This is a genomic window from Streptomyces sp. NPDC101490 (assembly GCF_044767145.1).
In the GTDB taxonomy this organism is placed as follows: domain Bacteria; phylum Actinomycetota; class Actinomycetes; order Streptomycetales; family Streptomycetaceae; genus Streptomyces.
In genome coordinates, this window is record NZ_JBIWNI010000002.1 from 464,087 (window position 1) to 490,241 (window position 26,155).

The window sequence follows — 26,155 nt, forward strand, 5'->3', positions numbered from 1 at the left end:
CCGCCGTATGCGGACACACGGGTACACGAGAGCCGACGCATCAGTCTACGTCAGGCCCCTGGAAAAGACGAATCGGGAAGTCTGCCCATGCGAGGAGATCCTTACGCAAGGGACCACGCCGAGAACCCGGAACCTTCTCCATGTCCCTACGTCTCTACGCGAGCGGGTCCGGCGCCGCCGTCACGCCCAGCTCCGCCAGCTTCGCCTTGCCGCCGTCGACCGCGGTGAGGACCAGCGGGCCCTCCTCGGTGAGCGCCACCGAGTGCTCCCAGTGCGAGGACCAGGTGCCGTCGGTGGTGATGACGGTCCAGTCGTCCTTCAGGACCTCGGTCGCCGGGGTGCCGAGCGAGACCATCGGCTCGATCGCCAGGCAGAGGCCGGGCACCAGCTTCGGGCCCTTGCCGCGCTTGCGGGAGACGTAGTTCAGGAGGTGCGGGTCCATGTGCATCTCGGTGCCGATGCCGTGGCCGCCGTAGTCCTCGATGATCCCGTACCGGCCGAGGCTGTGGTCGCCGACCGGCGGGCGGGGCTGCCGCTTGATGTAGGTCTCGATCGCCTTCGAGATGTCCACCAGCCGGTTGCCGAGCCGCATCGCCGCGATCCCGGCCCACATCGACTCCTCCGTGACCCGGGAGAGCTCGACCAGCTCCGGCGCGTGGCCGGTGCCCACGAACGCGGTGTAGGCCGCGTCACCGTGCCAGCCGTCCACGATCGCGCCCGCGTCGATGGAGATGATGTCGCCGTCCTTCAGGACGGTCTTCTCGTCGGGGATGCCGTGGACGACGACCTCGTTCACCGAGGTGCAGATCGTCGCGGGGAACCCGCCGTACCCGAGGAAGTTCGACTTCGAACCGTGCTCGGCGATCACCTTCCGCGCGACCTCGTCCAGGTCCCGCGTGGTCGCGCCCGGCACGGCCGCGTCACGGGTCGCCGCGTGGATGGCGGCGACGACAAGGCCCGCCTCACGCATCTTCGCGATCTGCTCGGGGGTCTTGATCTGCACCATCGTGGCCGCGGCCTTTCGTCGGGAAACGGGTATCGGAACAACGATACGGCCGCGGCGCCCCCAGGGGCACCGCGGCCGTATCGGACGAACCGTGGTTACTTCTTGATCGCGGCCATCGCCTTGGCGGTGACCTCGTCCACCTTGCCGAGCGCCGAGATCGTCACGACCAGGCCCTGCGCCCGGTAGTAGTCGATGATCGGCTCGGTCTCCGTGTGGTAGACCTCCAGGCGGCGGCGCACGGTCTCCTCCGTGTCGTCGTCGCGCTGGTACAGCTCCCCGCCGCAGACGTCGCAGACGCCCTCGACGGCCGGAGCCTGGTACGTCACGTGGAACACGTGCGAGGAGTCGTTGCGGCAGATGCGGCGACCCGCGATCCGCTTCACGACCTCGTCCTCGGGGACCTCCAGGTCCAGGACCGCGTCCAGCTGTACGTGACCCTCCTTGAGGGTCTCGTCCAGGGCCTCGGCCTGGGCCACGTTGCGCGGGAACCCGTCGAGCAGGAAGCCACCCACGGCGTCCGGCTGCTCCATACGGTCCTTGGCCATCCCGATCGTCACGGAGTCCGGCACCAGCTGGCCGGCCTTCATGTACGACTGCGCCTCCACACCCAGCTCCGTGCCCTGCGAGATGTTGGCACGGAACAGGTCACCGGTGGAGATGTGCGGGATGTCCAGGTTCTTGGCAAGGTACGCGGCCTGCGTTCCCTTACCGGCCCCGGGCGGTCCGACGAGGACGATTCGCATCAGCGGAGGAACCCTTCGTAATTGCGCTGCTGAAGCTGGCTCTCGATCTGCTTCACGGTCTCCAGCCCCACACCCACGATGATCAGGATGCTCGTCCCGCCGAAGGGGAAGTTGGCGTTGGCGCCGCCGAAGCCTGCCAACGCCATCGTCGGCACAAGAGCGATCAGACCCAGGTACAGCGAGCCCGGCCACGTGATCCGGTTGAGTACGTAGCTCAGGTACTCGGCAGTGGGTCGACCGGCCCGGATACCCGGGATGAAGCCACCATACTTCTTCATGTTGTCCGCGACTTCCTCGGGGTTGAACGAGATCGCCACGTAGAAGAAGGCGAAGAACACGATCAGGAGGAAGTAGGTGGCGATGTAGTAGGGGTGGTCACCCTTGACGAAGTGGGCTTCGATCCAGGTCTTCCATCCGGCGGTGGAGCTCGAGAACTGAGCGACCAGGGCCGGGATGTAGAGCAGCGACGAGGCGAAGATGACGGGAATCACACCCGCCTGGTTCACCTTCAGCGGGATGTACGTGGACGTACCACCGTACGAACGACGGCCGATCATGCGCTTCGCGTACTGGACCGGGATGCGCCGCTGGGCCTGCTCGACGAAGACCACCAGGGCCACCATCACGAAGCCGACGATGATCACGGTGCCGAACTCGATCCAGCCGTCGGCCAGGTTGCCCTCGACCTTGATCTTCCACAGGGCGCCCGGGAAGCCGGCGGCGATCGAGATGAACATCAGGATCGACATGCCGTTGCCGATGCCGCGGTCGGTGATCAGCTCACCGAGCCACATGACGACACAGGTACCCGCGGTCATCGTGAGGACCATGGTGGCGATGGTGAAGATCGACGGGTCGGGCACGACCTGGTCGGCCACGTTGCAGCCGCTGAAGAGGGCACCGCTCTTGGCGGTGGCGACGAGACCCGTGCCCTGCAGCACCGCGAGGGCCACCGTCAGGTAGCGGGTGTACTGCGTGATCTTGGCCGTGCCGGACTGTCCCTCCTTCTTGAGGGCTTCCAGACGCGGGATCACGACGGTGAGCAGCTGCAGGATGATGCTCGCCGTGATGTACGGCATGATGCCGAGCGCGAAGATGGTGATCTGCAGCAGCGCGCCGCCACTGAACATGTTGACCAGGCCGAACAGGCTGTTGTTGCCTTCACTGGCCTGCTTGACACACTGCTGGACGGCCTCGTAGCTGACACCGGGGACCGGGATGTGGGCCCCGAAGCGGTACAGCACGATGATGGCGAGCGTGAAGAGCAGCTTCTTGCGCAGGTCGGGCGTCTTGAACGCCTGGGCGAACGCGGTGAGCACGGTGCCTCCTGCGACCCCCGCGTTACGCGCGTGAGGGTGACGGTTTGTATGGGAGCAATTACAGAACACGGCAGTCGTGCACCAGAGCGCAGACTGCCGGGGAAGCTATCAGGCGCTACCATACCCGCCCCTACAGCCAGCGGGAAACGTCTCAGGGCGACGCCGGGCCCCTATCCCCGGGCGAGGGCCCTCCGGGTGTCCGGCGGACGACCCCGGCCGGGCCCCCGCCCGGCCGGAGAGCCCTCCCGAAGCGGCTCCCCTCCGAGCTGAAGGACCGTTTCCGCAGTTCGGGACCGACCGGATGGAACAGTCGGATCCCGGCATGTTCAGAGGGAAACGCACGCAAAGAAGTCAGGTTCCGGTGGTGCGGCCATCGGTGGACCGCCACCGGAGCCTCGGTCTCCGACGCACGGAACGTCAGGCTCGATCGCCTGACGCGGGCCCGGTGACCACGCCCGCCGACCCGCCCCGCGAGCGCGCCTCTGACCCGTCCCCGCGAGCGACCCGGACCGGCCCCGCGCGCCGCACGGTCAGGACCCGCCCCCCGCGGTACGAAGAGGCCCGCCCGCCGATGGCCCGGCCGTGCCCCTCCGGCCCCGGGCAGCGCGGTCACCGCTCCGTCACCGCCCGCGTACGTGTCACCGCCCGGCGTGGGCCGGGAGCCGCCCCGGAGCTGTCTCCAGGCGCGCGGGCGCGTCCTCCTCCGGCCTGATCCGGTTCCCGGGCGGGGCGGGAAGGCCCCGTGATCCGCCCCCGGACGCCGAGAAGCCCGGCCGGCTCCCCGAGGGGGAACCGGCCGGGCTTCTCAGTGCTGTCGGGCCGAGACTCAGACGAGCTCGGTGACGCTGCCGCCGGCGGCGGCGATCTTCTCCTTGGCGGAGCCGGAGACGGCGTCGACCGTCACCTGCAGCGCCACGGAGACCTCGCCGGTGCCGAGCACCTTGACGAGCTGGTTCTTGCGAACCGCACCCTTGGCGACCAGATCGGCCACCGTGACCTCTCCACCCTGCGGGTAGAGTGCGGTGAGCTTGTCCAGGTTCACGACCTGGTACTCGGTGCGGAAGGGGTTCTTGAAGCCCTTCAGCTTCGGCAGGCGCATGTGGAGGGGCATCTGCCCGCCCTCGAAGCGCTGCGGAACCTGGTAGCGGGCCTTCGTACCCTTCGTACCACGACCGGCCGTCTTACCCTTCGACGCCTCACCACGACCGACACGGGTCTTCGCGGTCTTGGCACCGGGGGCGGGACGGAGGTTGTGGGCCTTCAGCGGGCTGTTCTCCGCCATGTCAGTCAACCTCCTCGACCGTCACGAGGTGGCGGACGGTGTGCACCATTCCGCGGAACTCGGGGCGGTCCTCCTTGACAACCACGTCGTTGACCTTCTTGAGGCCGAGCGAGCGCAGGGTGTCGCGGTGGTTCTGCTTGCTGCCGATGTACGACTTCTTCTGCGTGACCTTGAGGCGAGCCATTACGCACCCGCCCCGGCACGTGCACGAAGGAGAGCCGCGGGGGCGACGTCCTCGAGGGGCAGACCACGGCGAGCCGCGATCTCCTCGGGACGCTGCAGGCCCTTGAGGGCCTCCACGGTCGCGTGCACGATGTTGATCGCGTTGGAAGAACCGAGCGACTTCGACAGGATGTCGTGAACGCCGGCGCACTCCAGAACGGCGCGCACCGGGCCACCGGCGATAACACCGGTACCGGGGGAAGCCGGCTTCAGGAGCACGACGCCCGCGGCACGCTCGCCCGTGATCGGGTGAGGGATGGTGCCCTGGATGCGCGGAACCTTGAAGAAGTTCTTCTTGGCTTCCTCGACACCCTTGGCGATGGCCGCGGGAACTTCCTTGGCCTTGCCGTAACCGACACCTACGGTGCCGTCACCGTCGCCCACCACGACCAGCGCGGTGAAGCTGAAGCGGCGACCACCCTTGACAACCTTGGCGACGCGGTTGATCGCGACAACGCGCTCAACGTACGCGGTCTTCTCGGCGGCAGGGCCACCGTCGCGGCCCTTCCGGTCCCGCCGCTCGCCGCCACCGGCACCGCTTCCGCGGCGCTGGGGTCCAGCCATTGGATTTACCTCTCTCTGTTACGTCCGTTAGTCCCGGAACCGGGGCTTAGAACTTCAGCCCGGCTTCGCGGGCGGCGTCAGCCAGAGCGGCAATGCGCCCGGCGTACCTGTTGCCACCACGGTCGAACACGACGGTCTCGACACCGGCGGCCTTGGCGCGCTCGGCGACCAGGGCGCCGACCTGCTTGGCCTGCGCGGACTTGTCGCCCTCGCCACCACGGATCGACGCGTCCAGGTTCGACGCCGACGCCAGGGTGTGACCCTTGAGGTCGTCGATGACCTGAGCGGTGATACCGCGGTTCGAACGCGTCACGACGAGGCGCGGACGCTCCGCCGTACCCGACACGTTCTTGCGGATGCGGATGTGGCGGCGAGCCTTGGCGGCACGCTTGTAAGCGTCGCCCTTGGCGATCTTCACACCGTATGCCATGGCTTACTTACCAGCCTTTCCGACCTTGCGGCGGATGACCTCGCCGGCGTACTTGACGCCCTTGGCCTTGTACGGGTCGGGCTTGCGCAGCTTGCGGATGTTCGCCGCAACCTCGCCGACCTTCTGCTTGTCGATGCCCTCGACCGAGAACTTGGTCGGCGACTCGACCTTGAACGAGATGCCCTCGGGCGCCTCGACCAGGATCGGGTGGCTGTAGCCGAGCTGGAACTCCAGGTTGGAGCCCTTCGCGGCGACGCGGTAACCGACACCGCTGATCTCGAGCGCCTTCACGTAACCCTGGGTCACACCGGTGATCATGTTGGCCACCAGCGTGCGGGACAGGCCGTGAAGGGCCTTGTTCTGACGCTCGTCGTTCGGACGGGAGACGTTGAGAACGCCGTCCTCACCCTTAACGATCTCGATCGGCGCGGCGACGGTGTGGCTCAGGGTGCCCTTGGAACCCTTGACCGTGACCGTGCGGCCATCGATGGTGACGTCCACGCCGGCGGGAACCTGGATAGGCAGCTTGCCAATACGCGACATTAGCTATTCCTCCGTTCCCGACTACCAGACGTAGGCGAGGACTTCCCCACCTACGCCCTTCTTGCCTGCCTGCTGGCCGGTCAGGAGACCGTGGGACGTGGAGATGATCGCCACGCCCAGGCCGCCGAGAACCTTCGGCAGGTTGGTGGACTTCGCGTAAACCCGGAGACCGGGCTTCGAGATCCGCTTGATGCCCGCGATGGAGCGCTCACGGTTCGGACCGAACTTGAGCTCGAGGACGAGGTTCTTGCCGACCTCGGCGTCCTCGACCTTCCAGCCCGTGATGAAGCCCTCCTGCTGGAGGATTTCCGCGATGTGAGACTTGATCTTGCTGTGCGGCATCGACACGGAGTCGTGGTATGCCGAGTTCGCGTTACGCAGACGAGTCAGCATGTCCGCGATCGGATCAGTCATGGTCATGAATTGGCCTTCGGCCTCTCTCGCCGGGGTTTCCTGTATGCGCCATCCCTCTCCCCACACAGGGGCGGGACGGGTGCGGCGCGGGGACCTACGGCGTAGTAAGTCGTACGGGCGGCGGACGCCCAACCCCACTAGCCTAAGCCATGAGGGGATGGGCATCCGCCAACCCAGTGCTTACCGAGAGATCCAGGAAGCCCTACGCCCCGAAGGGCGAGGTGCTTACCAGGAGCTCTTGGTCACGCCCGGCAGCTCGCCACGGTGAGCCATCTCACGAAGGCACACGCGGCACAGGCCGAACTTGCGGTACACGGAGTGGGGACGACCACAGCGCTGGCAGCGCGTGTAGCCGCGCACGCCGAACTTGGGCTTGCGGGCAGCCTTCGCGATGAGAGCCTTCTTCGCCATCTCGCTTACGCCTCCTTGAACGGGAAGCCGAGGTGACGCAGAAGGGCACGGCCCTCGTCGTCGTTGGTCGCCGTGGTCACCACGGTGATGTCCATACCCCGGACACGGTCGATCTTGTCCTGGTCGATCTCGTGGAACATGACCTGCTCCGTGAGACCGAAGGTGTAGTTGCCACGCCCGTCGAACTGCTTGGGGGACAGACCACGGAAGTCGCGGATGCGCGGAAGCGCGAGCGACAGGGTGCGGTCCAGGAACTCCCACATGCGGTCGCCACGGAGGGTGACGTGCGCACCGATCGGCTGACCTTCGCGCAGCTTGAACTGCGCGATGGACTTGCGGGCCTTGGTGACGGCCGGCTTCTGACCGGTGATGGTGGTCAGGTCACGGACGGCACCGTCCATGAGCTTCGAGTCACGGGCGGCGTCGCCGACACCCATGTTCACCACGATCTTCACGAGGCCGGGGATCTGCATGACGTTCTCGTAGGAGAACTCTTCACGCAGCTTGCCCGCGATCTCCTCGCGGTACTTCGTCTTGAGACGCGGAGTGGTGGTAGCCATCAGATGTCCTCACCCGTCCGCTTGGCAACGCGGATCTTGTTGCCCTCGTCGTCGAAGCGGTAACCGACACGCGTGACGACCTTCTTGCCGTCCTTCTCCACGACCAGCTGGACGTTGGAGACGTGGACCGGAGCCTCGGTCGTGACGATGCCACCGGCCTGCGACGGGCCGGCCTTGGTGTGCTTCTTGACCCGGTTGACACCCTCGACCAGGACGCGGTTCTCACGGGGGAAGGCCGTGATGACCTTGCCCTGCTTGCCCTTGTCCTTACCGGTGATGACCTGGACCAGGTCGCCCTTCTTGATCTTCATGCTTACAGCACCTCCGGCGCGAGCGAGATGATCTTCATGAACTTCTTCTCGCGCAGCTCACGGCCCACCGGGCCGAAGATACGGGTGCCACGAGGGTCGCCGTCGTTCTTGAGAATGACAGCGGCGTTCTCGTCGAAGCGGATGTACGAGCCGTCCTGGCGGCGGCGCTCCTTGACGGTGCGAACGATGACCGCCTTGACGACGTCACCCTTCTTCACGTTGCCACCGGGGATCGCGTCCTTGACGGTGGCGACGATGACGTCACCGATGCCCGCGTAGCGGCGACCCGAGCCACCGAGAACACGGATGCAAAGGATCTCCTTGGCACCAGTGTTGTCGGCGACACGCAGTCGCGACTCCTGCTGGATCACGTCTATCTCCTGATTTGTCTGCCGGTTCCCGGCAGGGGCTTCCGTGGAAGCCCCTGCCGAGCCTGGCGGAACGAACTCGAAGGGTTACCCCTTCAAGAATTACTTGGCCTTCTCGAGGATCTCGACGACGCGCCAGTGCTTCGTGGCGGACAGCTTGCGCGTCTCCATCAGGAGGACGCGGTCACCGATGCCGGCGGCGTTCTGCTCGTCGTGAGCCTTGAGCTTGTTCGTACGGCGGATGACCTTGCCGTACAGCGCGTGCTTGACGCGGTCCTCGACAGCGACGACGACGGTCTTGTCCATCTTGTCGCTGACGACCAGGCCCTCGCGGACCTTGCGAGCGTTGCGCTCGGTCTTCTCAGTCACGTTGCTCTCGCTCATCAGACGTTCTCCACCGTCTCGATGCCCAGCTCGCGCTCGCGCATCAGGGTGTAGATCCGGGCGATGTCCTTACGGACGGACTTGAGCCGACCGTGGTTCTCGAGCTGGCCCGTCGCCGCCTGGAAGCGGAGGTTGAACAGCTCTTCCTTGGCCTCGCGGAGCTTGTTGAGAAGCTCCTCGTTGCCCAGCTCGCGCAGCTCGGACGCCTTGGTACCGGCCGACATCACAGCTCACCTGCTTCGCGCTTCACGATCTTGCACTTCATCGGCAGCTTGTGGGCCGCACGGGTCAGGGCCTCGCGCGCGATCTTCTCGTTCGGGTAGGACAGTTCGAACATCACCCGACCCGGCTTGACGTTCGCGATCCACCACTCCGGAGAACCCTTACCGGAACCCATGCGGGTCTCGGCAGGCTTCTTCGTCAGCGGGCGGTCCGGGTAGATGTTGATCCAGACCTTGCCGCCACGCTTGATGTGGCGGGTCATCGCGATACGAGCCGCCTCGATCTGGCGGTTGGTCACGTAAGCCGGCGTGAGGGCCTGAATGCCGTACTCGCCGAACGCAACCTGCGTACCACCCTTGCTGGCGCCGGAGCGCTTCGGGTGGTGCTGCTTGCGGTGCTTGACCCTACGGGGGATCAGCATGTCGGTCAGGCCTCCGTTCCGGTGCTCTCAGCCGGAGCGGCAGCGGCGGCGGGAGCCTCGGCCTTGGGGGCCTCGGCAGCCGGCGCGGACTGCTGCTGCGGCTTGCGGCCGCGGCCGCCACGCTCGCCACCACGGCCACCACGGCCGGCGGGACGGTCGCCAGCGCCGGCGCCACGGGCCGGGCGGTTACCCGCACGGGCAGCAGCGTTCTCGGCGCGGACCTCGGCGATGTTCTTGACGTCGCCCTTGTAGATCCAGACCTTCACGCCGATGCGGCCGAAGGTGGTCTTGGCCTCGAAGAAGCCGTAGTCGACGTTCGCGCGGAGGGTGTGCAGGGGCACACGGCCCTCGCGGTAGAACTCCGAGCGGGACATCTCGGCGCCGCCGAGACGACCGCCGCACTGGATCTTGATGCCCTTGGCGCCGGCCTTCATCGTGCCCTGCATGCTCTTGCGCATGGCACGACGGAAGGAGACGCGGGAGGAGAGCTGCTCGGCAACGGCCTGGGCGACCAGCTGAGCGTCCATCTCGGGGTTCTTGACCTCGAGGATGTTCAGCTGGACCTGCTTGCCCGTGAGCTTCTCGAGGTCGCCGCGGATGCGGTCGGCCTCGGCGCCACGGCGGCCGATGACGATGCCGGGACGCGCGGTGTGGATGTCCACCCGCACGCGGTCACGGGTGCGCTCGATCTCAACCTTCGAGATGCCGGCGCGCTCCATGCCGGACGTCATCATCCGACGGATGGCGACGTCTTCCTTGACGTAGTCCTTGTACAGCTTGTCGGCGTACCAACGGGACTTGAAGTCCGTGGTGATGCCGAGCCGGAACCCATGCGGGTTAACCTTCTGGCCCATTACCGGGTTCCTTCCTTGCTGCTGACGACCACGGTGATGTGGCTGGTCCGCTTACGGATCCGGTAGGCACGGCCCTGAGCACGCGGACGGAACCGCTTCAGGGTCGGGCCCTCATCCACGTACGCCTCGCTGATGACCAGCGAAGAGGCGTCGGTGTGGTCGTAGTTGTGCGCGGCGTTGGCAATGGCGCTGTCAAGCACCTTGCCAACCGGCACGCTCGCGGCCTGCGGGGCGAAACGCAGGACCGCCTGAGCCTCCGTGGCGTCCATGCCACGGATAAGGTCCACCACTCGGCGGGCCTTCATGGGCGTGACGCGGATGTACCGCGCCTGGGCCCTGGCTTCCATGGTTGTCCTTCCAGTGTCTGTCATGGTCATTCCACCCCGCTACTAGCGGCGCTTCGACTTCCGGTCGTCCTTCACGTGACCCCGGAAGGTGCGCGTCGGCGAGAACTCGCCGAGCTTGTGGCCGACCATCGACTCGGTGACAAACACCGGAATGTGGGTCTTGCCGTTGTGCACCGCGATCGTGTGGCCGAGCATGGCCGGGATGATCATCGAGCGACGGGACCAGGTCTTGATGACGTTCTTGGTACCGGCTTCGTTCTGTACGTCCACCTTCTTTACGAGGTGTCCGTCGACGAAGGGTCCCTTCTTGAGACTGCGCGGCATCTAAACCCGCTCCTAGCGCTTCTTGTTCGTCTTGCGGCGGCGGACGATGTACTTGCTCGAAGCCTTCTTCGGCGAGCGAGTACGACCCTCCTTCTGACCCCACGGGGAGACCGGGTGACGACCACCGGAGGTCTTACCCTCACCACCACCGTGCGGGTGGTCCACCGGGTTCATCGCCACACCGCGGACGGTCGGGCGAACGCCCAGCCAACGCTTACGGCCGGCCTTGCCCCAGTTGATGTTCGACTGCTCGGCGTTGCCGACCTCGCCGATGGTGGCGCGGCAGCGGGCGTCGACGAGACGGATCTCACCGGACGGCATACGAAGGTGGGCCATCGTGCCCTCCTTCGCCAGCAGCTGCACGGAGGCACCAGCGGAGCGCGCGAACTTGGCGCCGCCACCGGGACGGAGCTCGATCGCGTGGATCGTGGTACCGACCGGGATGTTGCGGAGCGCCAGGTTGTTGCCGGGCTTGATGTCAGCGCCGGGGCCGTTCTCGACGCGGTCACCCTGCGTCAGACCCTTGGGGGCGATGATGTAGCGCTTCTCGCCGTCCACGTAGTGGAGCAGCGCGATGCGCGCGGTGCGGTTGGGGTCGTACTCGATGTGAGCGACCTTCGCCGGCACGCCGTCCTTGTCGTGACGACGGAAGTCGATCACCCGGTAGGCGCGCTTGTGGCCGCCACCCTGGTGTCGAACCGTGATCCGACCGGTGTTGTTACGGCCGCCCTTGCTGTGCAGGGGGCGGACCAGCGACTTCTCCGGCGTGGACCGCGTGATCTCGACGAAGTCGGCTACGGAGGAGCCACGGCGGCCCGGCGTAGTCGGCTTGTACTTGCGGATTCCCATTTCTCAGTCCTCGTCCGATTCCGGACGATCCAGACCGCCGTTAGGCGGTCGGACCGCCGAAGATGTCGATACGGTTGCCCTCGGCAAGGGTCACGATGGCGCGCTTGGTGTCCTTGCGCTTACCGAAACCGGCCTTGGTGCGCTTGCGCTTGCCCTGGCGGTTGATCGTGTTGACCCCGGTGACCTTGACCGAGAAGACCGCCTCGACGGCCTGCTTGATCTGGGTCTTGTTGGAGCCAGGCGCGACGATGAACGTGTACTTGTTCTCGTCCAGCAGGGCGTAGCTCTTCTCGGAGACGACCGGCTTGATCAGGATGTCGCGCGGGTCCGAGAAGGTCTTGCTGGTGACGACGGCCTCAGTCATCAGGCGTCGCTCCCTTCGGTCTCAGCGGTCTGGGGGCCAGACACGAAGGACTCGAGGGCGGCCTTGGTGAAGACCACGTCGTCGGAGACGATCACGTCGTACGTGTTGAGCTGGCCCGGCTCCAGGATGTGCACCTGGGGCAGGTTACGAGCGGACAGCCACGCGGCCTCGTCGGAGCGCTCGACGACCAGGAGCAGGTTCTTGCGCTCCGAGATCTTGCCGAGCAGCGTCTTGACGGCCTTGGTGGAGACCCCGCCCTCGACCACGCCGGTCACGACGTGGATGCGGGAGTGGGTGGCCCGGTCCGAGAGGGCACCGCGGAGGGCGGCGGCCTTCATCTTCTTCGGGGTCCGCTGCGAGTAGTCACGCGGCTGCGGGCCGTGGACGACGCCACCGCCGACGAACTGCGGAGCGCGGGTCGAACCCTGACGGGCGCGGCCGGTGCCCTTCTGGCGGTAAGGCTTGCGGCCACCACCACGGACTTCGCCACGGCGCTTGGTCTTGTGCGTGCCCTGACGGGCCGCTGCCAGCTGCGCGACGACGACCTGGTGGATCAGCGGAACGCTGACCTTGGCGCCGAAGATCTCCTCGGGGAGCTCGACGGTCCCGGTCTTGTCGCCTGCCGGCGAAAGGATGTCAATGGTGCTCATCGGTTCCTCAAACCCCCTTGGCCGCGGTGCGGACCAGGACGAGGCCACCGTTGGGGCCGGGGACGGCGCCCTTGATGAGCAGCAGACCCTTCTCGGCGTCAACGGCGTGGACGGTCAGGTTCTGGGTGGTCACACGCTCGTTGCCCATGCGACCGGCCATCTTCATGCCCTTGAAGACACGGCCCGGGGTGGCGCAGCCACCGATCGAACCGGGCTTGCGGTGCACGCGGTGGGCACCGTGCGAAGCCTTGCCACCACGGAAGTTGTGGCGCTTCATGACACCGGCGAAGCCCTTGCCCTTGCTCTTACCGGTGACGTCGACCTTCACGCCGGCCTCGAAGAGCTCGGCGGTGATCTCCTGGCCGAGCGTGTACTCGGAGGCGTCAGCGGTGCGGAGCTCCACCAGGTGGCGGCGCGGGGTGACGTCGGCCTTGGCGAAGTGACCCTTGAGGGGCTTGTTCACCTTGCGAGGGTCGATCTCGCCGAAGGCGATCTGGACCGACTCGTAGCCGTCGACGTCGTTCGTACGGACCTGGGTCACGACATTGGGGCCGGCCTTGACGACGGTCACCGGAACGATCCGGTTGTTCTCGTCCCAGACCTGCGTCATGCCGAGCTTCTCGCCCAGGATGCCCTTGATGTTCTTAGCCATCTCGCGCGCCCTCAGAGCTTGATCTCGATGTCGACGCCCGCCGGGAGGTCGAGACGCATGAGCGAGTCAACCGTCTTCGGCGTGGGGTCGAGGATGTCGATGAGGCGCTTGTGCGTGCGCATCTCGAAGTGCTCGCGCGAGTCCTTGTACTTGTGCGGCGACTTGATGACGCAGTACACGTTCTTCTCAGTGGGCAGCGGCACCGGGCCCGCGACCGACGCACCAGTGCGGGTCACCGTCTCGACGATCTTCTTCGCCGAGGAGTCGATGACCTCGTGGTCGTAGGCCTTGAGCCGGATGCGGATCTTCTGTCCCGCCATGGCTACTAGTAGTCCTTTGTCTCGTAACGCTCTGGAACCCGAAGGGCCGCACTTCCTGGGAAGTGCTGTCCCTCCTCCGACCCACGCGGTCGGGCGTGTCGCGCTCCCTCTACGCAGAAGTCCCTGAGGACTTCCCAACCAAGGGGGCGCGGTCACCGTGACCGCAGGCCGGGGGTGGAACACCCACCGGGTGCCTGGCCTGCACCCCGCTGACGCTTCCCAGAAGATTCCCGTACGTCCGCCCCTGAAAAGGGACGACGAGTACTGTGGGACTCGCTTCCGGTCCTCCCGACGGGAGGCGCGCAGCATCGGCACTCAACCGAGCAACCCCGACAGTTTGCCATACGGGGCCGTCCGGCCGCCAATCGGGGTGGAAGACTGTACCCCACGTCACGTAGGGACATGCGCCGGGGCGCGTGCGGCGGCCCGCTCCGGACCCTGTCGGCCCTGCCCCTGCGGGCCCGTCCCCGAGACTCCCCGGACCGCCCCCGGCGCCCGGGCCCCGCGATTCCCGGCGGCACGGCACCCGCCCCGGGCTCGTCCCTTACGGGGCCCGTCCGCTGGGCTCGTCCCGTAGTACGGAGCCCAGGCGAGGTCCTCTGGGCGGTCCGCGGCCGCCTCGGACTCCCCCCCCCCGGCCGTCCTTCCGGAGGAATTCTCCGCCCGGGCGGTCTCCGCGACCGTGCGCCGGTGCGTACACAACCCCCGGGACCGGATATCCGTCTTGCAGAGGACCGCCGAACCGAGGGACGGACCGCCCACGTGACCCCAGCCCCCCGTCGCCGGACGCTTCTCGCCGCTCTCGCGGTCCTCCCGGTCGCCGCCGGGTGCTCCGTGCCCGAGCCGCGCAGGACCGCGCCGACGGCCGACCCGGCGCCCGGCAGGCCGATCGCCTCCGCCCGGGCGCGCCGGGCGCTGCTCATGCAGTTCGCCGCGCACCCGGACGACGACCTGTACTTCATGAACCCCGACGCGCGGCGGCTGCTCGACGCCGGGGTCCCGCTGGTCACGGTGTACGTGACGGCCGGGGAGCACACCGGCAGGAACCGGATCGCGGGGATGCCCGAGGCTCCCCCGGACCGCGCCGCCTACTCCGCCGCGCGCCAGCAGGGGCTGCGGCAGTCGTACGCGGTGGCGCTCGGGCTGCCGGTGTTCACCCCCTGGCGGCGCGAGGTCCTCGGGCTGTCCGGCGGGCGCCGCGCGGAGGTCGATACCCTCGTCCACGGCACCCGCCGGGTCGAGCTGGTCTTCCTCAACCTGCCGATGCACACCACCCGCCGCTACATGGCGCTGCCCGCGCTCTGGGGCGACCGGGCCCTGGAACTGCCGACCCGTCTGCCGGCCGGTTCACCGCTGACCCGTTCGGACACCTACGACTACGACCGGCTGGTCGAGGTCCTCGCCGGGCTGCTGCGCCGCTACCGGCCGACGGTGGTGCACACCCTGGACCCCGATCCGGACATCCAGCTCAGCGACGAGGCGACCCGGAAGCGGGACTCCGAGCAGCCGGGGTACGCGGACCACGGGGACCACACGGCGGCCGCCTCCTTCACCTGGGCGGCGCTCGCCCGCTGGGTCACGGACGCGGTCCGGGACGGCGGTCCGGTCCCGGCGTTCACGACGAGCGCGTTCCGGGGCTACTACAACCGGCACTGGCCCAAGAACCTGCCGCCGCGCACGCTCCGGGAGAAGGCCGCGCGGCTCGTCCCCTACGGGGGCGACCCCGACTGGCACTGCGGGAACCCCTCCGGGTGCGGCGACTACGGCGTCGGGGGCGACCGTCCGCTCACCAGCCGCAAGGGCTGGGTCCGCTCCACGCACCACCGCTGGCCGGGCGCGGGGCCCGTGCCCGTGACGGAACCGGGCGGGCGGCTCGCCGCGTACGGGGTCCTGGGGCTGCGCGCGGTCCGCTGGCGCGAGTCGGCGCCCGGCGTCTGGGGCGAGCCGGAGGACCTGGGCGGCGGCCCGCTGGCGCCCGCGCTGGGATCGGCGGTCACGGCCGACGGGCGGCTGCTGCTGTTCGGGGTGCGGTTCTCCGCGCTCGACGGGCACGGCGGGGCGAACCGGCGGGAGCTGGTGCTCCTGGAGCAGCGCTCCCCCGGCGGCCCGTTCCTGGCCTGGCGGGGACTCGGGAACCCGGAGCGGGAGGACGACCGGGGGCGCCGGGTCGGCGCCCCGGTGGCGGTGACGGCCCCCGACGGGCGGGTGCACCTCTTCGTGCGGGACGCGGAGCGGGGCCTCTCGTCCCGGGTGCGGGCGGCGGACGGCCCCTGGGGGTCGTGGCGGGCGCTGCCGTGGGCGGGTCCGGTCCAGGACCGTCCGGCGGTCTCCGTCGACGGCGCGGGCCGGGTGCACGTGTACGCGGCGGGACCGGAGTCCGTACGGCACTGGGTGGACGGGGCGGTACGGCCGGAGCGGCTGCCGGTGTCGGGCTCAACGGTGGCGTCGGCCGGAGGGGAGCTGTACTACCGGCCCCCGGCCGCCGCCGCGCTGCTGGGCCCGGCGGGCGACAGCGGCCTCGACGGCTTCGGGGAGGTGTCCGTCGCCCACTCGGCGGCCCTGGGCACGGTGCTGCTCGGCACCGGCGAGGACGGCAGGGTGCGGCTACGCGCCGGGGGCGCCCTGCGGACCCGTACGGGAGGGCCCTCGGTGGAGGTCCCCGCCCTGCACCTGGACGCCGGGGGACCGGTCGTGGTGGGCCTCGGCCCAGACTGCCGACCCTGGAGCTGGCGGCCCTGACAGGGTTCTCCCGGAGCGGGCCACCCCGCCCACCTGGGGAACCCGTACGGGCCACCCCTCCCCGGGAGGATCCCGTACAGACACGCCCGGCTCCCCTGGGATCCCGTAAAAGGGCTCGTCCGGGACTCCGGAGACCCCACGCACAGGGCTCTTCCTCAAGATCCCGCACAGGGCTCCCCCGCGAGATCCCGTACGCACCTCGGCCCCCTCCCCTCCCCCGGGCATGCGAAAGGGCCCCGCACCTTTCGGTGCGGGGCCCTTCCCTACTGCTCAGCGGCTCCTGCGAGCCACCAGGTCAGTTCAAGATCAGGCGTTGATCTTGACGACCTGGCCGGCGCCGACGGTCCGGCCACCCTCACGGATGGCGAACTTGAGGCCCTCCTCCATGGCGATGGGCTGGATCAGCTCAACGCTCATGGCGGTGTTGTCGCCCGGCATGACCATCTCGGTGCCCTCGGGGAGGGTCACGACGCCGGTCACGTCCGTGGTACGGAAGTAGAACTGCGGGCGGTAGTTGTTGAAGAACGGGGTGTGACGGCCACCCTCGTCCTTCGACAGGATGTACGACTGGGCCTCGAAGCTGGTGTGCGGCGTGACCGAACCCGGCTTGATGATGACCTGGCCGCGCTCGACGTCCTCGCGCTTGATGCCACGGAGGAGCAGACCGACGTTCTCACCGGCCTGGCCCTCGTCGAGCAGCTTGCGGAACATCTCGATACCGGTGACCGTGGTGGTGGTCTTCTCGGTCTTGATGCCGATGATGTCGACGGTCTCGTTGACCTTGAGGATACCGCGCTCGATACGACCGGTGACGACGGTGCCACGACCGGTGATCGTGAAGACGTCCTCGATCGGCATCAGGAACGGCTTGTCGACGTCACGCTCGGGCTGCGGGATGGCCTCGTCGACGGCCTTCATCAGACCGAGGAGCTTCTCGGCCCACTCCTTGTCGCCCTCGAGCGCCTTGAGCGCCGAGACGCGGACGACCGGAAGGTCGTCGCCCGGGAACTCGTACTCGGAGAGGAGCTCACGAACCTCGAGCTCGACGAGCTCCAGGATCTCCTCGTCGTCCACCATGTCGGCCTTGTTCAGGGCGACGACGATGTACGGAACGCCGACCTGGCGGGCCAGGAGCACGTGCTCCTTGGTCTGCGGCATCGGGCCGTCGGTGGCGGCGACCACGAGGATGGCGCCGTCCATCTGCGCGGCACCCGTGATCATGTTCTTGATGTAGTCCGCGTGACCGGGGCAGTCGACGTGGGCGTAGTGACGCGACTCGGTCTGGTACTCGACGTGCGCGATCGAGATCGTGATACCGCGCTGGCGCTCCTCGGGAGCCTTGTCGATCTGGTCGAAGGCCGAGGCCTCGTTCAGGTCCGGGTACGCGTCGTGCAGCACCTTGGTAATGGCGGCCGTGAGGGTCGTCTTACCGTGGTCGATGTGACCGATGGTGCCGATGTTGACGTGCGGCTTAGTCCGCTCGAACTTTGCCTTCGCCACTGGGGTCCTCCTGCGGAGTGGTTCTGGTACGCCTTACTCATCGGCGCCAGGTGATCTTTGCTGGGATGCCAGTCGCCGGGGCCCGTTCCTCGGGTTCCGGGGGCCGAGCCCCGACGACTGGTGTCAAGCCTAAAGCGTGTACTCGGAAGAGTTACTCGCCCTTGGCCTTCGCGATGATCTCCTCGGCGACGTTCCGCGGAACCTCGGCGTAGGAGTCGAACTGCATCGAGTAGCTTGCGCGACCCGAGGTCTTGCTGCGGAGGTCTCCGACGTAGCCGAACATCTCCGAAAGGGGCACGAGGCCCTTCACGACGCGAGCGCCGCTGCGCTCCTCCATGGCCTGGATCTGGCCACGGCGGGAGTTGATGTCGCCGATGACCTCACCCATGTAGTCCTCGGGCGTGGTGACCTCGACGGACATCATGGGCTCGAGGATGACCGGCGAAGCCTTCCGCGCGGCCTCCTTGAAGGCCTGCGAACCCGCGATCTTGAACGCGAGCTCGGAGGAGTCGACCTCGTGGTAGCCACCGTCGAGAAGGATGACGCGGACGCCAGTCATCTCGTAGCCGGCCAGGATGCCGAACTGCATGGCCTCCTGCGCACCCGCGTCGACCGAAGGGATGTACTCCTTCGGGATGCGGCCACCGGTGACCTTGTTCACGAACTCGTAGGAGGCGTCGCCACCCTCGATGGGCTCGATCGCGATCTGCACCTTGGCGAACTGACCGGTACCACCGGTCTGCTTCTTGTGGGTGTAGTCCACGCGCTCGACGGTCTTGCGGATCGTCTCGCGGTACGCGACCTGCGGCTTGCCGACGTTCGCCTCGACCTTGAACTCGCGACGCATACGGTCGACGAGGATGTCGAGGTGGAGCTCGCCCATGCCACCGATGATGGTCTGGCCGGTCTCCTCGTCCGAGTGGACCTGGAAGGAGGGGTCCTCCTCCGCGAGACGCTGGATGGCTACACCCAGCTTCTCCTGGTCACCCTTGGACTTGGGCTCGATCGCGACCTGGATGACCGGCGCCGGGAAGTCCATGGACTCCAGGATCACCGGGTTCTTGTCGTCGCACAGCGTCTCACCGGTGGTGGTCTGCTTCAGGCCCATCACGGCGATGATGTCGCCGGCGCCCACCGAGTCGATCTCCTCACGCTTGTTCGCGTGCATGCGGTAGATCTTGCCGATGCGCTCCTTCTTGCCCTTGACGGAGTTCAGCACCGCGGTGCCGGCCTCCAGGCGACCGGAGTAGATCCGGACGAAGGTGAGCTTGCCGAGGTGCGGGTCGCTCGCGATCTTGAACGCGAGGGCCGACAGCGGCTCGTCGTCGGACGGCTTGCGCTTGACGACGACCTCGGGGTCCTTGACGTCGTGGCCCTCGATGGCCTCGACGTCCAGGGGCGACGGCAGGTAGCGGACGACAGCGTCGAGCAGGGGCTGGACGCCCTTGTTCTTGAACGCGGTACCACAGAACACCGGGGTGACCGTGGTGTCGCCGCCCTTGCCGGAAGCGATGGTGATGCGGCGGACGGCCGCGTAGAGCTGCTCCTCGGTGGGCTCGATGCCCTCCAGGAAGAGCTCCATGAGCTGCTCGTCGTTCTCGGAGACGGTCTCGACGAGCTTGGCGCGGTACTCCTCGGCCAGCTCTGCGAGGTCGGCCGGGATGTCGACTACGTCGTACATCTCGCCCTTGCTCGCGTCGGCGGACCAGACGAGCGCCTTCATGCGGACGAGGTCGACGACACCCTGGAAGTCGGCCTCGGCACCGATCGGGAGCTGCATGACGATCGGGGTGGCGCCGAGGCGGCCCACGATCATGTCGACGCAGCGCAGGAAGTCGGCACCGGTGCGGTCGAGCTTGTTGACGAAGCAGATACGCGGAACGCCGTAGCGGTCCGCCTGACGCCAGACAGTCTCGGACTGGGGCTCGACACCAGCGACACCGTCGAACACGGTGACAGCACCGTCGAGCACGCGCAGGGAACGCTCCACCTCGACGGTGAAGTCGACGTGACCCGGCGTGTCGATGATGTTGATCGTGTGATCGACGTCCTCGAGCGACCAGTGGCAGGTCGTCGCGGCCGACGTGATCGTGATGCCGCGCTCCTGCTCCTGCTCCATCCAGTCCATCGTGGCAGCGCCGTCGTGGACCTCACCGATCTTGTACGAGACGCCGGTGTAGAACAGGATCCGCTCGGTGGTGGTCGTCTTGCCCGCGTCGATGTGGGCCATGATGCCAATGTTGCGCACCTTGCCCAGGTCAAGCGAAGTGGTAGCCATAAGGCTTCAGTCTTCTCTCGGTCTCGATGTGGGTTGCGACTACCAGCGGTAGTGCGCGAAGGCCTTGTTGGACTCGGCCATCTTGTGCGTGTCCTCACGCTTCTTGACCGCGGCTCCGAGCCCGTTCGAGGCGTCGAGGAGCTCGTTCATGAGGCGCTCGGTCATGGTCTTCTCGCGACGGGCGCGGGAGTAACCGACGAGCCAGCGGAGGGCCAGCGTGGACGCGCGGCCCGGCTTGACCTCGATCGGCACCTGGTAGGTGGCGCCACCGACACGGCGGGACTTGACCTCAAGAGCCGGCTTGACGTTCTCCAGCGCGCGCTTCAGCGTGATGACCGGGTCCTGGCCGGTCTTCTCGCGAAGACCCTCCATGGCGCCGTACACGATGCGCTCGGCGGTGGAACGCTTGCCGTCCAGCAGGATCTTGTTGATCAGCGAGGTGACAAGAGGAGAGCTGTAGACCGGGTCGATGATGACCGGGCGCTTCGGGGCGGGGCCCTTACGAGGCATTCTTACTTCTCCTTCTTGGCGCCGTAGCGGCTGCGAGCCTGCTTACGGTTCTTGACGCCCTGCGTGTCGAGGGAACCACGGATGATCTTGTAACGAACACCCGGCAGGTCCTTCACACGGCCACCGCGCACGAGCACGATCGAGTGCTCCTGCAGGTTGTGACCCTCACCCGGGATGTAGGCCGTGACCTCGATGCCGGAGGTCAGACGCACACGCGCGACCTTACGGAGCGCCGAGTTCGGCTTCTTCGGGGTGGTCGTGAACACACGCGTGCAGACGCCGCGACGCTGAGGGGAACCCTCAAGTGCGGGCGTCTTGTTCTTCTCGACCTTGTCCTGCCGGCCCTTCCGGACCAGCTGCTGGATCGTAGGCACTACTTCTCCGGTTTCTGTGTGCCGTCGGTGAAACTAACCTGGAACATTCGCCGACCCACGCGGTCGGGTGTGTCGGATCTCGCAGCCTCCCGCCGAAGCGGGAAAGGCGCGGAATCGCGGTGGCCGGTGACGGACTCGCGGTGCGGTTGAAGACACGCACACGAGCCCAGGCACACCCCAGGCACAAGGCATGAGCGTACCTATCGCATGGACTCCGGTCAAAACAAATGCCCACGCGCAGGTCAGCGACCCGTGTCACACCGGCCCCGGCCCCCCTGACCGGCGACGGAGCGTGCCGCCCCGGTCACCCGGCGAGGAACCGCAGCAGCGAGTCCGACAGCTCGACGGCGAACCGTTCCCGGGTCTCCTCCGGCACCAGATCGAGCGAGAGGTACGGGTTGAGGTCCTCCAGCTCCACGAGCAGCAGCTCTCCCCCGGGCGCCCGGCAGGCGTCCACCCGCTGGACCCCGTGGCCCAGGGCGTTCCAGTCGAGGAAGCGGCGCGCGAAGGCGAGGTCCTCGCCGGTCGGCTCGTACGGCTCCAGGACCCAGCGGCGGGCGGGGTCGGGGGTGTGGAGCGCGTACTGGAACCGGTCGTCCACGTAGACGAAGGACACCTCGTAGCGGAATTCCACCTTCGGCTGGACGAGCAGCCCGTCCAGGTCGAGGCCCGCCAGTTCCCCGTACGGCAGGAAGCGCAGGCCCAGCGAGTCCGCGCCGTCCTTGGGCTTGACCGCGTACAGGGCGGCCTCCGGCAACAGGTGCAGGTCCTCCACCCGCTCCACGGTGGGTATCACCGGGTAGCCCTCGGCCGTCAGGTCGAGCAGGTACTGCTTGCCCGCCATGTCACCGCGCCCGTGCAGCGGGTTGTAGACGCGGGTGCCCCGCTCCAGGGCGCGGGCCCGGAACTCCTCGTGCGCCGCGCGGTACGCCAGGACGGGCCCGCTGTTGCGGACGACGACGGCGTCGAAGGCGTCCATCAGGGCGGGGGCGTCCAGCGGATGGCAGAGAGCCAGGTCGAAGCTCTCCCGCAGCCGGGCGGTGAGCAGGGTGTCCTCGTCCCCGTACCGCCGACCCCGGGCCGGATAGGTGAGGTCGGTGACGTACAGCAGACGGGGTCGGGCGGGCACGGGCGGCTCCTCGGTCGGACGGCTCCCCGGCCCGGCGGCGGCCCGGCGGGGCGGCCCCGGGCGGGTACCGCTGGCGGGTGGCCGCCAACCTACCTCCGACGGGAACGCCGGAGGGCGGCCGCCCCTCACGGGACGGCCGCCCTCCGGTACCACTACTGCTTACTGGTTGTACGGACCGTAGTCGTAGTCCTCCAGCGGCACGGCCTGGCCGGAGCCCGAGCCGAACGGCGAGTAGTCGATGTCGTCGTAGCCGACGGCCGAGTACATCGCGGCCTTGGCCTCCTCGGTCGGCTCCACCCGGATGTTGCGGTAGCGGGCGAGACCCGTACCGGCCGGGATGAGCTTACCGATGATGACGTTCTCCTTGAGGCCGATGAGGCTGTCGGACTTGGCGTTGATCGCCGCGTCCGTCAGCACTCGGGTCGTCTCCTGGAAGGAGGCGGCCGACAGCCAGGACTCCGTCGCCAGCGAGGCCTTGGTGATACCCATCAGCTGCGGACGGCCGGAGGCGGGGTGACCGCCCTCGGTGACCACACGACGGTTCTCGGTCTCGAACTTCGAGCGCTCGACGAGCTCGCCCGGCAGCAGTTCCGCGTCGCCGGACTCGATGATCGTCACGCGGCGGAGCATCTGCCGGATGATGATCTCGATGTGCTTGTCGTGGATCGTCACGCCCTGCGAGTTGTAGACCTTCTGGACCTCGGCGACCAGGTGGATCTGGACCGCGCGCTGACCCAGGATGCGCAGCACGTCGTGCGGGTTGGTGGCACCCACGGTGAGCTTCTGGCCCACCTCGACGTGGTCGCCCTCGCCCACGAGCAGACGGGCACGCTTCGAGATCGGGAACGCCGTCTCTTCGGTGCCGTCGTCCGGGGTGACGACGAGCTTCTTGGTCTTCTCGGTCTCCTCGATGCGGACGCGGCCGGCCGCCTCCGAGATCGGGGCGACACCCTTGGGCTGACGCGCCTCGAAGAGCTCGACGACACGCGGCAGACCCTGGGTGATGTCGTCACCGGCCACACCACCGGTGTGGAAGGTACGCATCGTCAGCTGGGTACCGGGCTCACCGATGGACTGGGCGGCGATGATGCCGACCGCCTCACCGATGTCGACCAGCTTGCCGGTGGCGAGCGAACGGCCGTAGCAGAAGGCACAGGTGCCGACGGCCGACTCACAGGTCAGGACCGAGCGGGTCTTGACCTCTTCGACGCCCGCGTTGACCAGGGCGTCGATGAGCACGTCACCCAGGTCGACGTTGGCCGGCGCGATGACCTTGCCGTCCACGACGACGTCCTCGGCGAGCATCCGCGCGTACACGGAGGTCTCGACGTCGTCCGTCTTGCGCAGCACGTTGTCGGCGCCGCGCTCGGCGATCCGCAGCTTCAGACCGCGCTCGGTGCCACAGTCCTCCTCGCGGATGATCACGTCCTGCGAGACGTCCACCAGACGACGGGTCAGGTAACCCGAGTCGGCGGTACGCAGGGCGGTGTCCGCCAGACCCTTACGGGCACCGTGCGTGGAGATGAAGTACTCCAGAACGGTGAGGCCCTCACGGAAGGACGCCTTGATGGGACGCGGGATCGTCTCGTTCTTCGCGTTCGACACCAGACCACGCATACCCGCGATCTGACGCATCTGCATCATGTTTCCTCGGGCACCCGAGTCGACCATCATGAAGATGGGGTTCGTCTTCGGGAAGTTCGCGTTCATCGCCTCGGCGACCTCGTTGGTCGCCTTGGTCCAGATCGCGATGAGCTCCTGCGTGCGCTCTTCCTTGGTGATCAGACCGCGCTCGTACTGCTTCTGGACCTTCTCGTCCTGCTCCTCGTAGCCCTTGACGATGGCCTTCTTGGCCTCGGGCACGACGACGTCGGAGATGGCCACGGTGACACCGGAACGGGTCGCCCAGTAGAAGCCCGCCGCCTTCAGGTTGTCGAGCGTCGCCGCCACGATGACCTTGGGGTAGCGCTCGGCGAGGTCGTTGACGATCTCGGAGAGCTGCTTCTTGCCGACGGAGTAGTCGACGAACGGGTAGTCCTCGGGCAGCAGCTCGTTGAAGAGCGCGCGGCCCAGCGAGGTGCGCAGGCGGAACGAGTCACCCTGCTGCCACTCCGGCTCGCCCTCCTCGGTGACCGGGGGGACCCAGCCACGGGGAGCGATGGTGCCGACCGGGAAGCGGATGTCGATCTGCGACTGCAGCGCCAGCTCGCCCGCGTCGAACGCCATGGTCGCCTCGGCCGTGGAGCCGAACGCACGGCCCTCGCCCTTGGTGTCGCGCAGCTCGCCGTCGGTGGTGAGGAAGAACAGACCGAGGACCATGTCCTGGGTCGGCATCGTCACCGGACGGCCGTCGGCGGGCTTCAGGATGTTGTTCGAGGACAGCATCAGGATGCGGGCCTCGGCCTGCGCCTCCGCGGAGAGCGGCAGGTGCACGGCCATCTGGTCACCGTCGAAGTCCGCGTTGAACGCGGTGCAGACGAGCGGGTGGATCTGGATGGCCTTGCCCTCGACCAGCTGCGGCTCGAAGGCCTGGATGCCGAGGCGGTGCAGCGTGGGCGCACGGTTCAGCAGGACCGGGTGCTCGGCGATGACCTCTTCGAGGACGTCGTACACGACCGTGCGGCCGCGCTCGACCATCCGCTTGGCGCTCTTGATGTTCTGCGCGTGGTTCAGGTCGACCAGGCGCTTCATCACGAACGGCTTGAAGAGCTCCAGCGCCATGGCCTTCGGCAGACCGCACTGGTGCAGCTTGAGCTGCGGGCCGACGACGATGACGGAACGCGCCGAGTAGTCGACACGCTTGCCGAGCAGGTTCTGACGGAAACGACCCTGCTTGCCCTTCAGCATGTCGCTGAGGGACTTCAGCGGACGGTTGCCGGGGCCCGTGACCGGGCGACCGCGACGGCCGTTGTCGAAGAGGGCGTCGACCGCCTCCTGGAGCATCCGCTTCTCGTTGTTCACGATGATCTCGGGGGCACCGAGGTCGAGCAGACGCTTCAGACGGTTGTTGCGGTTGATCACGCGGCGGTACAGGTCGTTCAGGTCGGAGGTCGCGAAGCGGCCACCGTCCAGCTGCACCATCGGACGCAGGTCCGGCGGGATGACCGGCACGCAGTCGAGAACCATGCCCTTGGGGCTGTTCGCGGTCTGCAGGAACGCGGAGACGACCTTGAGGCGCTTGAGCGCACGGGTCTTCTTCTGGCCCTTGCCGGTGCGGATGATCTCGCGGAGGCGCTCGGCCTCCTGCTCCAGGTCGAAGGACTCCAGGCGCTTCTGCAGCGCCGCGGCACCCATCGAACCGTCGAAGTACGTGCCGAAGCGGTCACGCAGCTCGCGGTAGAGGAGCTCGTCGCCCTCCAGGTCCTGGACCTTGAGGTTCTTGAAGCGCGCCCAGACCTCGTCCAGACGGTCGATCTCGCGCTGCGCACGGTCGCGCAGCTGCTTCATCTCGCGCTCGGCACCCTCGCGCACCTTGCGGCGCACATCGGCCTTGGCACCCTCGGCCTCGAGCTCGGCGAGGTCGTTCTCGAGCTTCTTGGCGCGGGCCTCCAGGTCGGAGTCGCGGCGGTTCTCGATCTGCTGGCGCTCGACGGAGACGTGCGCCTCCAGGGAGGGCAGGTCACGCGTACGACGCTCGTCGTCGACGTACGTGATCATGTACGCCGCGAAGTAGATGACCTTCTCGAGGTCCTTCGGGGCGAGGTCGAGCAGGTAGCCGAGGCGCGACGGAACGCCCTTGAAGTACCAGATGTGGGTGACCGGGGCGGCGAGCTCGATGTGGCCCATCCGCTCGCGGCGCACCTTCGCGCGGGTGACCTCGACGCCACACCGCTCACAGATGATGCCCTTGAAGCGGACACGCTTGTACTTGCCGCAGTAGCACTCCCAGTCCCGGGTCGGACCGAAGATCTTCTCGCAGAAGAGTCCGTCCTTCTCGGGCTTGAGCGTGCGGTAGTTGATGGTCTCCGGCTTCTTGACCTCGCCGTGGCTCCACTGACGGATGTCGTCAGCGGTGGCCAGACCGATCCGGAGCTCGTCGAAGAAGTTGACGTCGAGCACTATGCG

The 26,155-nt window shown here is 67.5% G+C and carries 31 protein-coding genes; 1 reads left to right on the forward strand and 30 read right to left on the reverse strand.

The features are described 5' to 3' along the window. Positions 1-154: 154 nt before the first annotated feature. The 24 genes from map to rpsJ all read right to left on the reverse strand — a co-directional run bounded on the left by map (position 155) and on the right by rpsJ (position 13,560). The gene (map, locus tag ACIRQY_RS05890) at positions 155-1,006 is read right to left on the reverse strand and encodes a type I methionyl aminopeptidase (protein WP_351793033.1); all 852 of its coding nucleotides are present in this window, start codon (positions 1,004-1,006) and stop codon (positions 155-157) included. 95 nt (positions 1,007-1,101) lie between these two features. Further along, on the reverse strand, positions 1,102-1,749 hold the full coding sequence (locus ACIRQY_RS05895) for an adenylate kinase (protein WP_351793030.1): 648 nt from the start codon (positions 1,747-1,749) through the stop codon (positions 1,102-1,104). After that, positions 1,749-3,068, reverse strand: a complete 1,320-nt coding sequence (gene secY, locus ACIRQY_RS05900; RefSeq protein WP_351793027.1) for a preprotein translocase subunit SecY — start codon at positions 3,066-3,068, stop codon at positions 1,749-1,751. Before secY ends, ACIRQY_RS05895 begins: the two co-directional genes overlap by 1 nt. Before the next feature lie 826 nt (positions 3,069-3,894). Further along, positions 3,895-4,350 (reverse strand): 50S ribosomal protein L15, encoded by a 456-nt coding sequence (rplO, locus tag ACIRQY_RS05905; RefSeq protein ID WP_351793025.1) that lies wholly within the window; start codon positions 4,348-4,350, stop codon positions 3,895-3,897. 1 nt (position 4,351) lies between these two features. Further along, entirely contained in the window at positions 4,352-4,534 is a 183-nt protein-coding gene (gene rpmD, locus ACIRQY_RS05910) for a 50S ribosomal protein L30 (RefSeq protein ID WP_351793022.1), read from the reverse strand. Further along, a complete protein-coding gene (rpsE, locus tag ACIRQY_RS05915) occupies positions 4,534-5,136 on the reverse strand; it encodes a 30S ribosomal protein S5 (protein WP_351793019.1) in 603 nt (200 codons plus the stop codon). The genes rpmD and rpsE overlap by 1 nt, the downstream gene beginning before the upstream one ends. A 46-nt stretch (positions 5,137-5,182) precedes the next feature. Continuing rightward, a complete protein-coding gene (rplR, locus tag ACIRQY_RS05920) occupies positions 5,183-5,566 on the reverse strand; it encodes a 50S ribosomal protein L18 (RefSeq protein ID WP_351793016.1) in 384 nt (127 codons plus the stop codon). Between the two features lie 3 nt (positions 5,567-5,569). Next, entirely contained in the window at positions 5,570-6,109 is a 540-nt protein-coding gene (gene rplF, locus ACIRQY_RS05925; RefSeq protein WP_351793013.1) for a 50S ribosomal protein L6, read from the reverse strand. A 21-nt stretch (positions 6,110-6,130) separates the two neighbouring features. Beyond that, the gene (gene rpsH, locus ACIRQY_RS05930) at positions 6,131-6,529 is read right to left on the reverse strand and encodes a 30S ribosomal protein S8 (protein ID WP_158989430.1); all 399 of its coding nucleotides are present in this window, start codon (positions 6,527-6,529) and stop codon (positions 6,131-6,133) included. A gap of 219 nt (positions 6,530-6,748) precedes the next feature. Continuing rightward, positions 6,749-6,934, reverse strand: coding sequence for a type Z 30S ribosomal protein S14 (locus ACIRQY_RS05935; protein WP_003948630.1), 186 nt, complete (start codon positions 6,932-6,934; stop codon positions 6,749-6,751). A 5-nt stretch (positions 6,935-6,939) separates the two neighbouring features. Next, positions 6,940-7,497: a 50S ribosomal protein L5 gene (gene rplE, locus ACIRQY_RS05940; protein WP_351793114.1), complete on the reverse strand. Its 558-nt coding sequence runs from the start codon at positions 7,495-7,497 to the stop codon at positions 6,940-6,942. Beyond that, a complete protein-coding gene (gene rplX, locus ACIRQY_RS05945; RefSeq protein WP_015035583.1) occupies positions 7,494-7,805 on the reverse strand; it encodes a 50S ribosomal protein L24 in 312 nt (103 codons plus the stop codon). Before rplX ends, rplE begins: the two co-directional genes overlap by 4 nt. Positions 7,806-7,807: 2 nt before the next feature. Next, on the reverse strand, positions 7,808-8,176 hold the full coding sequence (rplN, locus tag ACIRQY_RS05950; protein ID WP_003956455.1) for a 50S ribosomal protein L14: 369 nt from the start codon (positions 8,174-8,176) through the stop codon (positions 7,808-7,810). Between the two features lie 99 nt (positions 8,177-8,275). Further along, a complete protein-coding gene (gene rpsQ, locus ACIRQY_RS05955; RefSeq protein WP_030208995.1) occupies positions 8,276-8,557 on the reverse strand; it encodes a 30S ribosomal protein S17 in 282 nt (93 codons plus the stop codon). After that, entirely contained in the window at positions 8,557-8,781 is a 225-nt protein-coding gene (rpmC, locus tag ACIRQY_RS05960; protein ID WP_056552388.1) for a 50S ribosomal protein L29, read from the reverse strand. The genes rpsQ and rpmC overlap by 1 nt, the downstream gene beginning before the upstream one ends. Further along, complete coding sequence (gene rplP, locus ACIRQY_RS05965) at positions 8,781-9,200, reverse strand: 50S ribosomal protein L16 (RefSeq protein ID WP_017239579.1); 420 nt, start codon at positions 9,198-9,200, stop codon at positions 8,781-8,783. Before rplP ends, rpmC begins: the two co-directional genes overlap by 1 nt. A 5-nt stretch (positions 9,201-9,205) precedes the next feature. Continuing rightward, positions 9,206-10,054: a 30S ribosomal protein S3 gene (gene rpsC, locus ACIRQY_RS05970; RefSeq protein ID WP_033201982.1), complete on the reverse strand. Its 849-nt coding sequence runs from the start codon at positions 10,052-10,054 to the stop codon at positions 9,206-9,208. Beyond that, positions 10,054-10,401, reverse strand: coding sequence for a 50S ribosomal protein L22 (gene rplV / locus ACIRQY_RS05975; protein ID WP_004571827.1), 348 nt, complete (start codon positions 10,399-10,401; stop codon positions 10,054-10,056). The genes rpsC and rplV overlap by 1 nt, the downstream gene beginning before the upstream one ends. A 42-nt stretch (positions 10,402-10,443) precedes the next feature. Further along, a complete protein-coding gene (gene rpsS / locus ACIRQY_RS05980; RefSeq protein ID WP_024755409.1) occupies positions 10,444-10,725 on the reverse strand; it encodes a 30S ribosomal protein S19 in 282 nt (93 codons plus the stop codon). Between the two features lie 12 nt (positions 10,726-10,737). Beyond that, positions 10,738-11,574 carry a 50S ribosomal protein L2 gene (gene rplB, locus ACIRQY_RS05985; RefSeq protein WP_030318653.1) on the reverse strand — a complete coding sequence of 279 codons (837 nt, stop codon included), beginning with the start codon at positions 11,572-11,574 and terminating at the stop codon, positions 10,738-10,740. A gap of 40 nt (positions 11,575-11,614) precedes the next feature. Continuing rightward, positions 11,615-11,938 carry a 50S ribosomal protein L23 gene (rplW, locus tag ACIRQY_RS05990; protein ID WP_015035575.1) on the reverse strand — a complete coding sequence of 108 codons (324 nt, stop codon included), beginning with the start codon at positions 11,936-11,938 and terminating at the stop codon, positions 11,615-11,617. Continuing rightward, entirely contained in the window at positions 11,938-12,588 is a 651-nt protein-coding gene (rplD, locus tag ACIRQY_RS05995) for a 50S ribosomal protein L4 (protein WP_351793007.1), read from the reverse strand. Before rplD ends, rplW begins: the two co-directional genes overlap by 1 nt. 7 nt (positions 12,589-12,595) lie before the next feature. Then, positions 12,596-13,240: a 50S ribosomal protein L3 gene (gene rplC / locus ACIRQY_RS06000; RefSeq protein ID WP_148005762.1), complete on the reverse strand. Its 645-nt coding sequence runs from the start codon at positions 13,238-13,240 to the stop codon at positions 12,596-12,598. Positions 13,241-13,251: 11 nt separating this feature from the next. Beyond that, entirely contained in the window at positions 13,252-13,560 is a 309-nt protein-coding gene (rpsJ, locus tag ACIRQY_RS06005) for a 30S ribosomal protein S10 (RefSeq protein WP_003948644.1), read from the reverse strand. A gap of 762 nt (positions 13,561-14,322) precedes the next feature. On the opposite strand from rpsJ, the gene ACIRQY_RS06010 reads away from it, so the two are divergent. Then, positions 14,323-16,299, forward strand: coding sequence for a PIG-L family deacetylase (locus tag ACIRQY_RS06010; RefSeq protein ID WP_403922620.1), 1,977 nt, complete (start codon positions 14,323-14,325; stop codon positions 16,297-16,299). Positions 16,300-16,605: 306 nt separating this feature from the next. Here ACIRQY_RS06010 and tuf read toward each other — a convergent pair whose 3' ends face one another. From tuf to ACIRQY_RS06040, 6 genes are all read right to left on the reverse strand, one after another. Next, positions 16,606-17,799 (reverse strand): elongation factor Tu, encoded by a 1,194-nt coding sequence (gene tuf, locus ACIRQY_RS06015; protein WP_351793001.1) that lies wholly within the window; start codon positions 17,797-17,799, stop codon positions 16,606-16,608. A gap of 151 nt (positions 17,800-17,950) precedes the next feature. Then, entirely contained in the window at positions 17,951-20,077 is a 2,127-nt protein-coding gene (gene fusA / locus ACIRQY_RS06020; protein ID WP_351792998.1) for an elongation factor G, read from the reverse strand. Positions 20,078-20,116: 39 nt separating this feature from the next. After that, complete coding sequence (rpsG, locus tag ACIRQY_RS06025; protein WP_015035567.1) at positions 20,117-20,587, reverse strand: 30S ribosomal protein S7; 471 nt, start codon at positions 20,585-20,587, stop codon at positions 20,117-20,119. Positions 20,588-20,589: 2 nt separating this feature from the next. After that, the gene (gene rpsL / locus ACIRQY_RS06030) at positions 20,590-20,961 is read right to left on the reverse strand and encodes a 30S ribosomal protein S12 (RefSeq protein WP_003948652.1); all 372 of its coding nucleotides are present in this window, start codon (positions 20,959-20,961) and stop codon (positions 20,590-20,592) included. A gap of 304 nt (positions 20,962-21,265) precedes the next feature. Beyond that, on the reverse strand, positions 21,266-22,090 hold the full coding sequence (locus ACIRQY_RS06035) for a hypothetical protein (RefSeq protein WP_351792995.1): 825 nt from the start codon (positions 22,088-22,090) through the stop codon (positions 21,266-21,268). A gap of 159 nt (positions 22,091-22,249) precedes the next feature. Continuing rightward, positions 22,250-26,149: a DNA-directed RNA polymerase subunit beta' gene (locus ACIRQY_RS06040; RefSeq protein WP_351792993.1), complete on the reverse strand. Its 3,900-nt coding sequence runs from the start codon at positions 26,147-26,149 to the stop codon at positions 22,250-22,252. Positions 26,150-26,155: the final 6 nt, after the last annotated feature.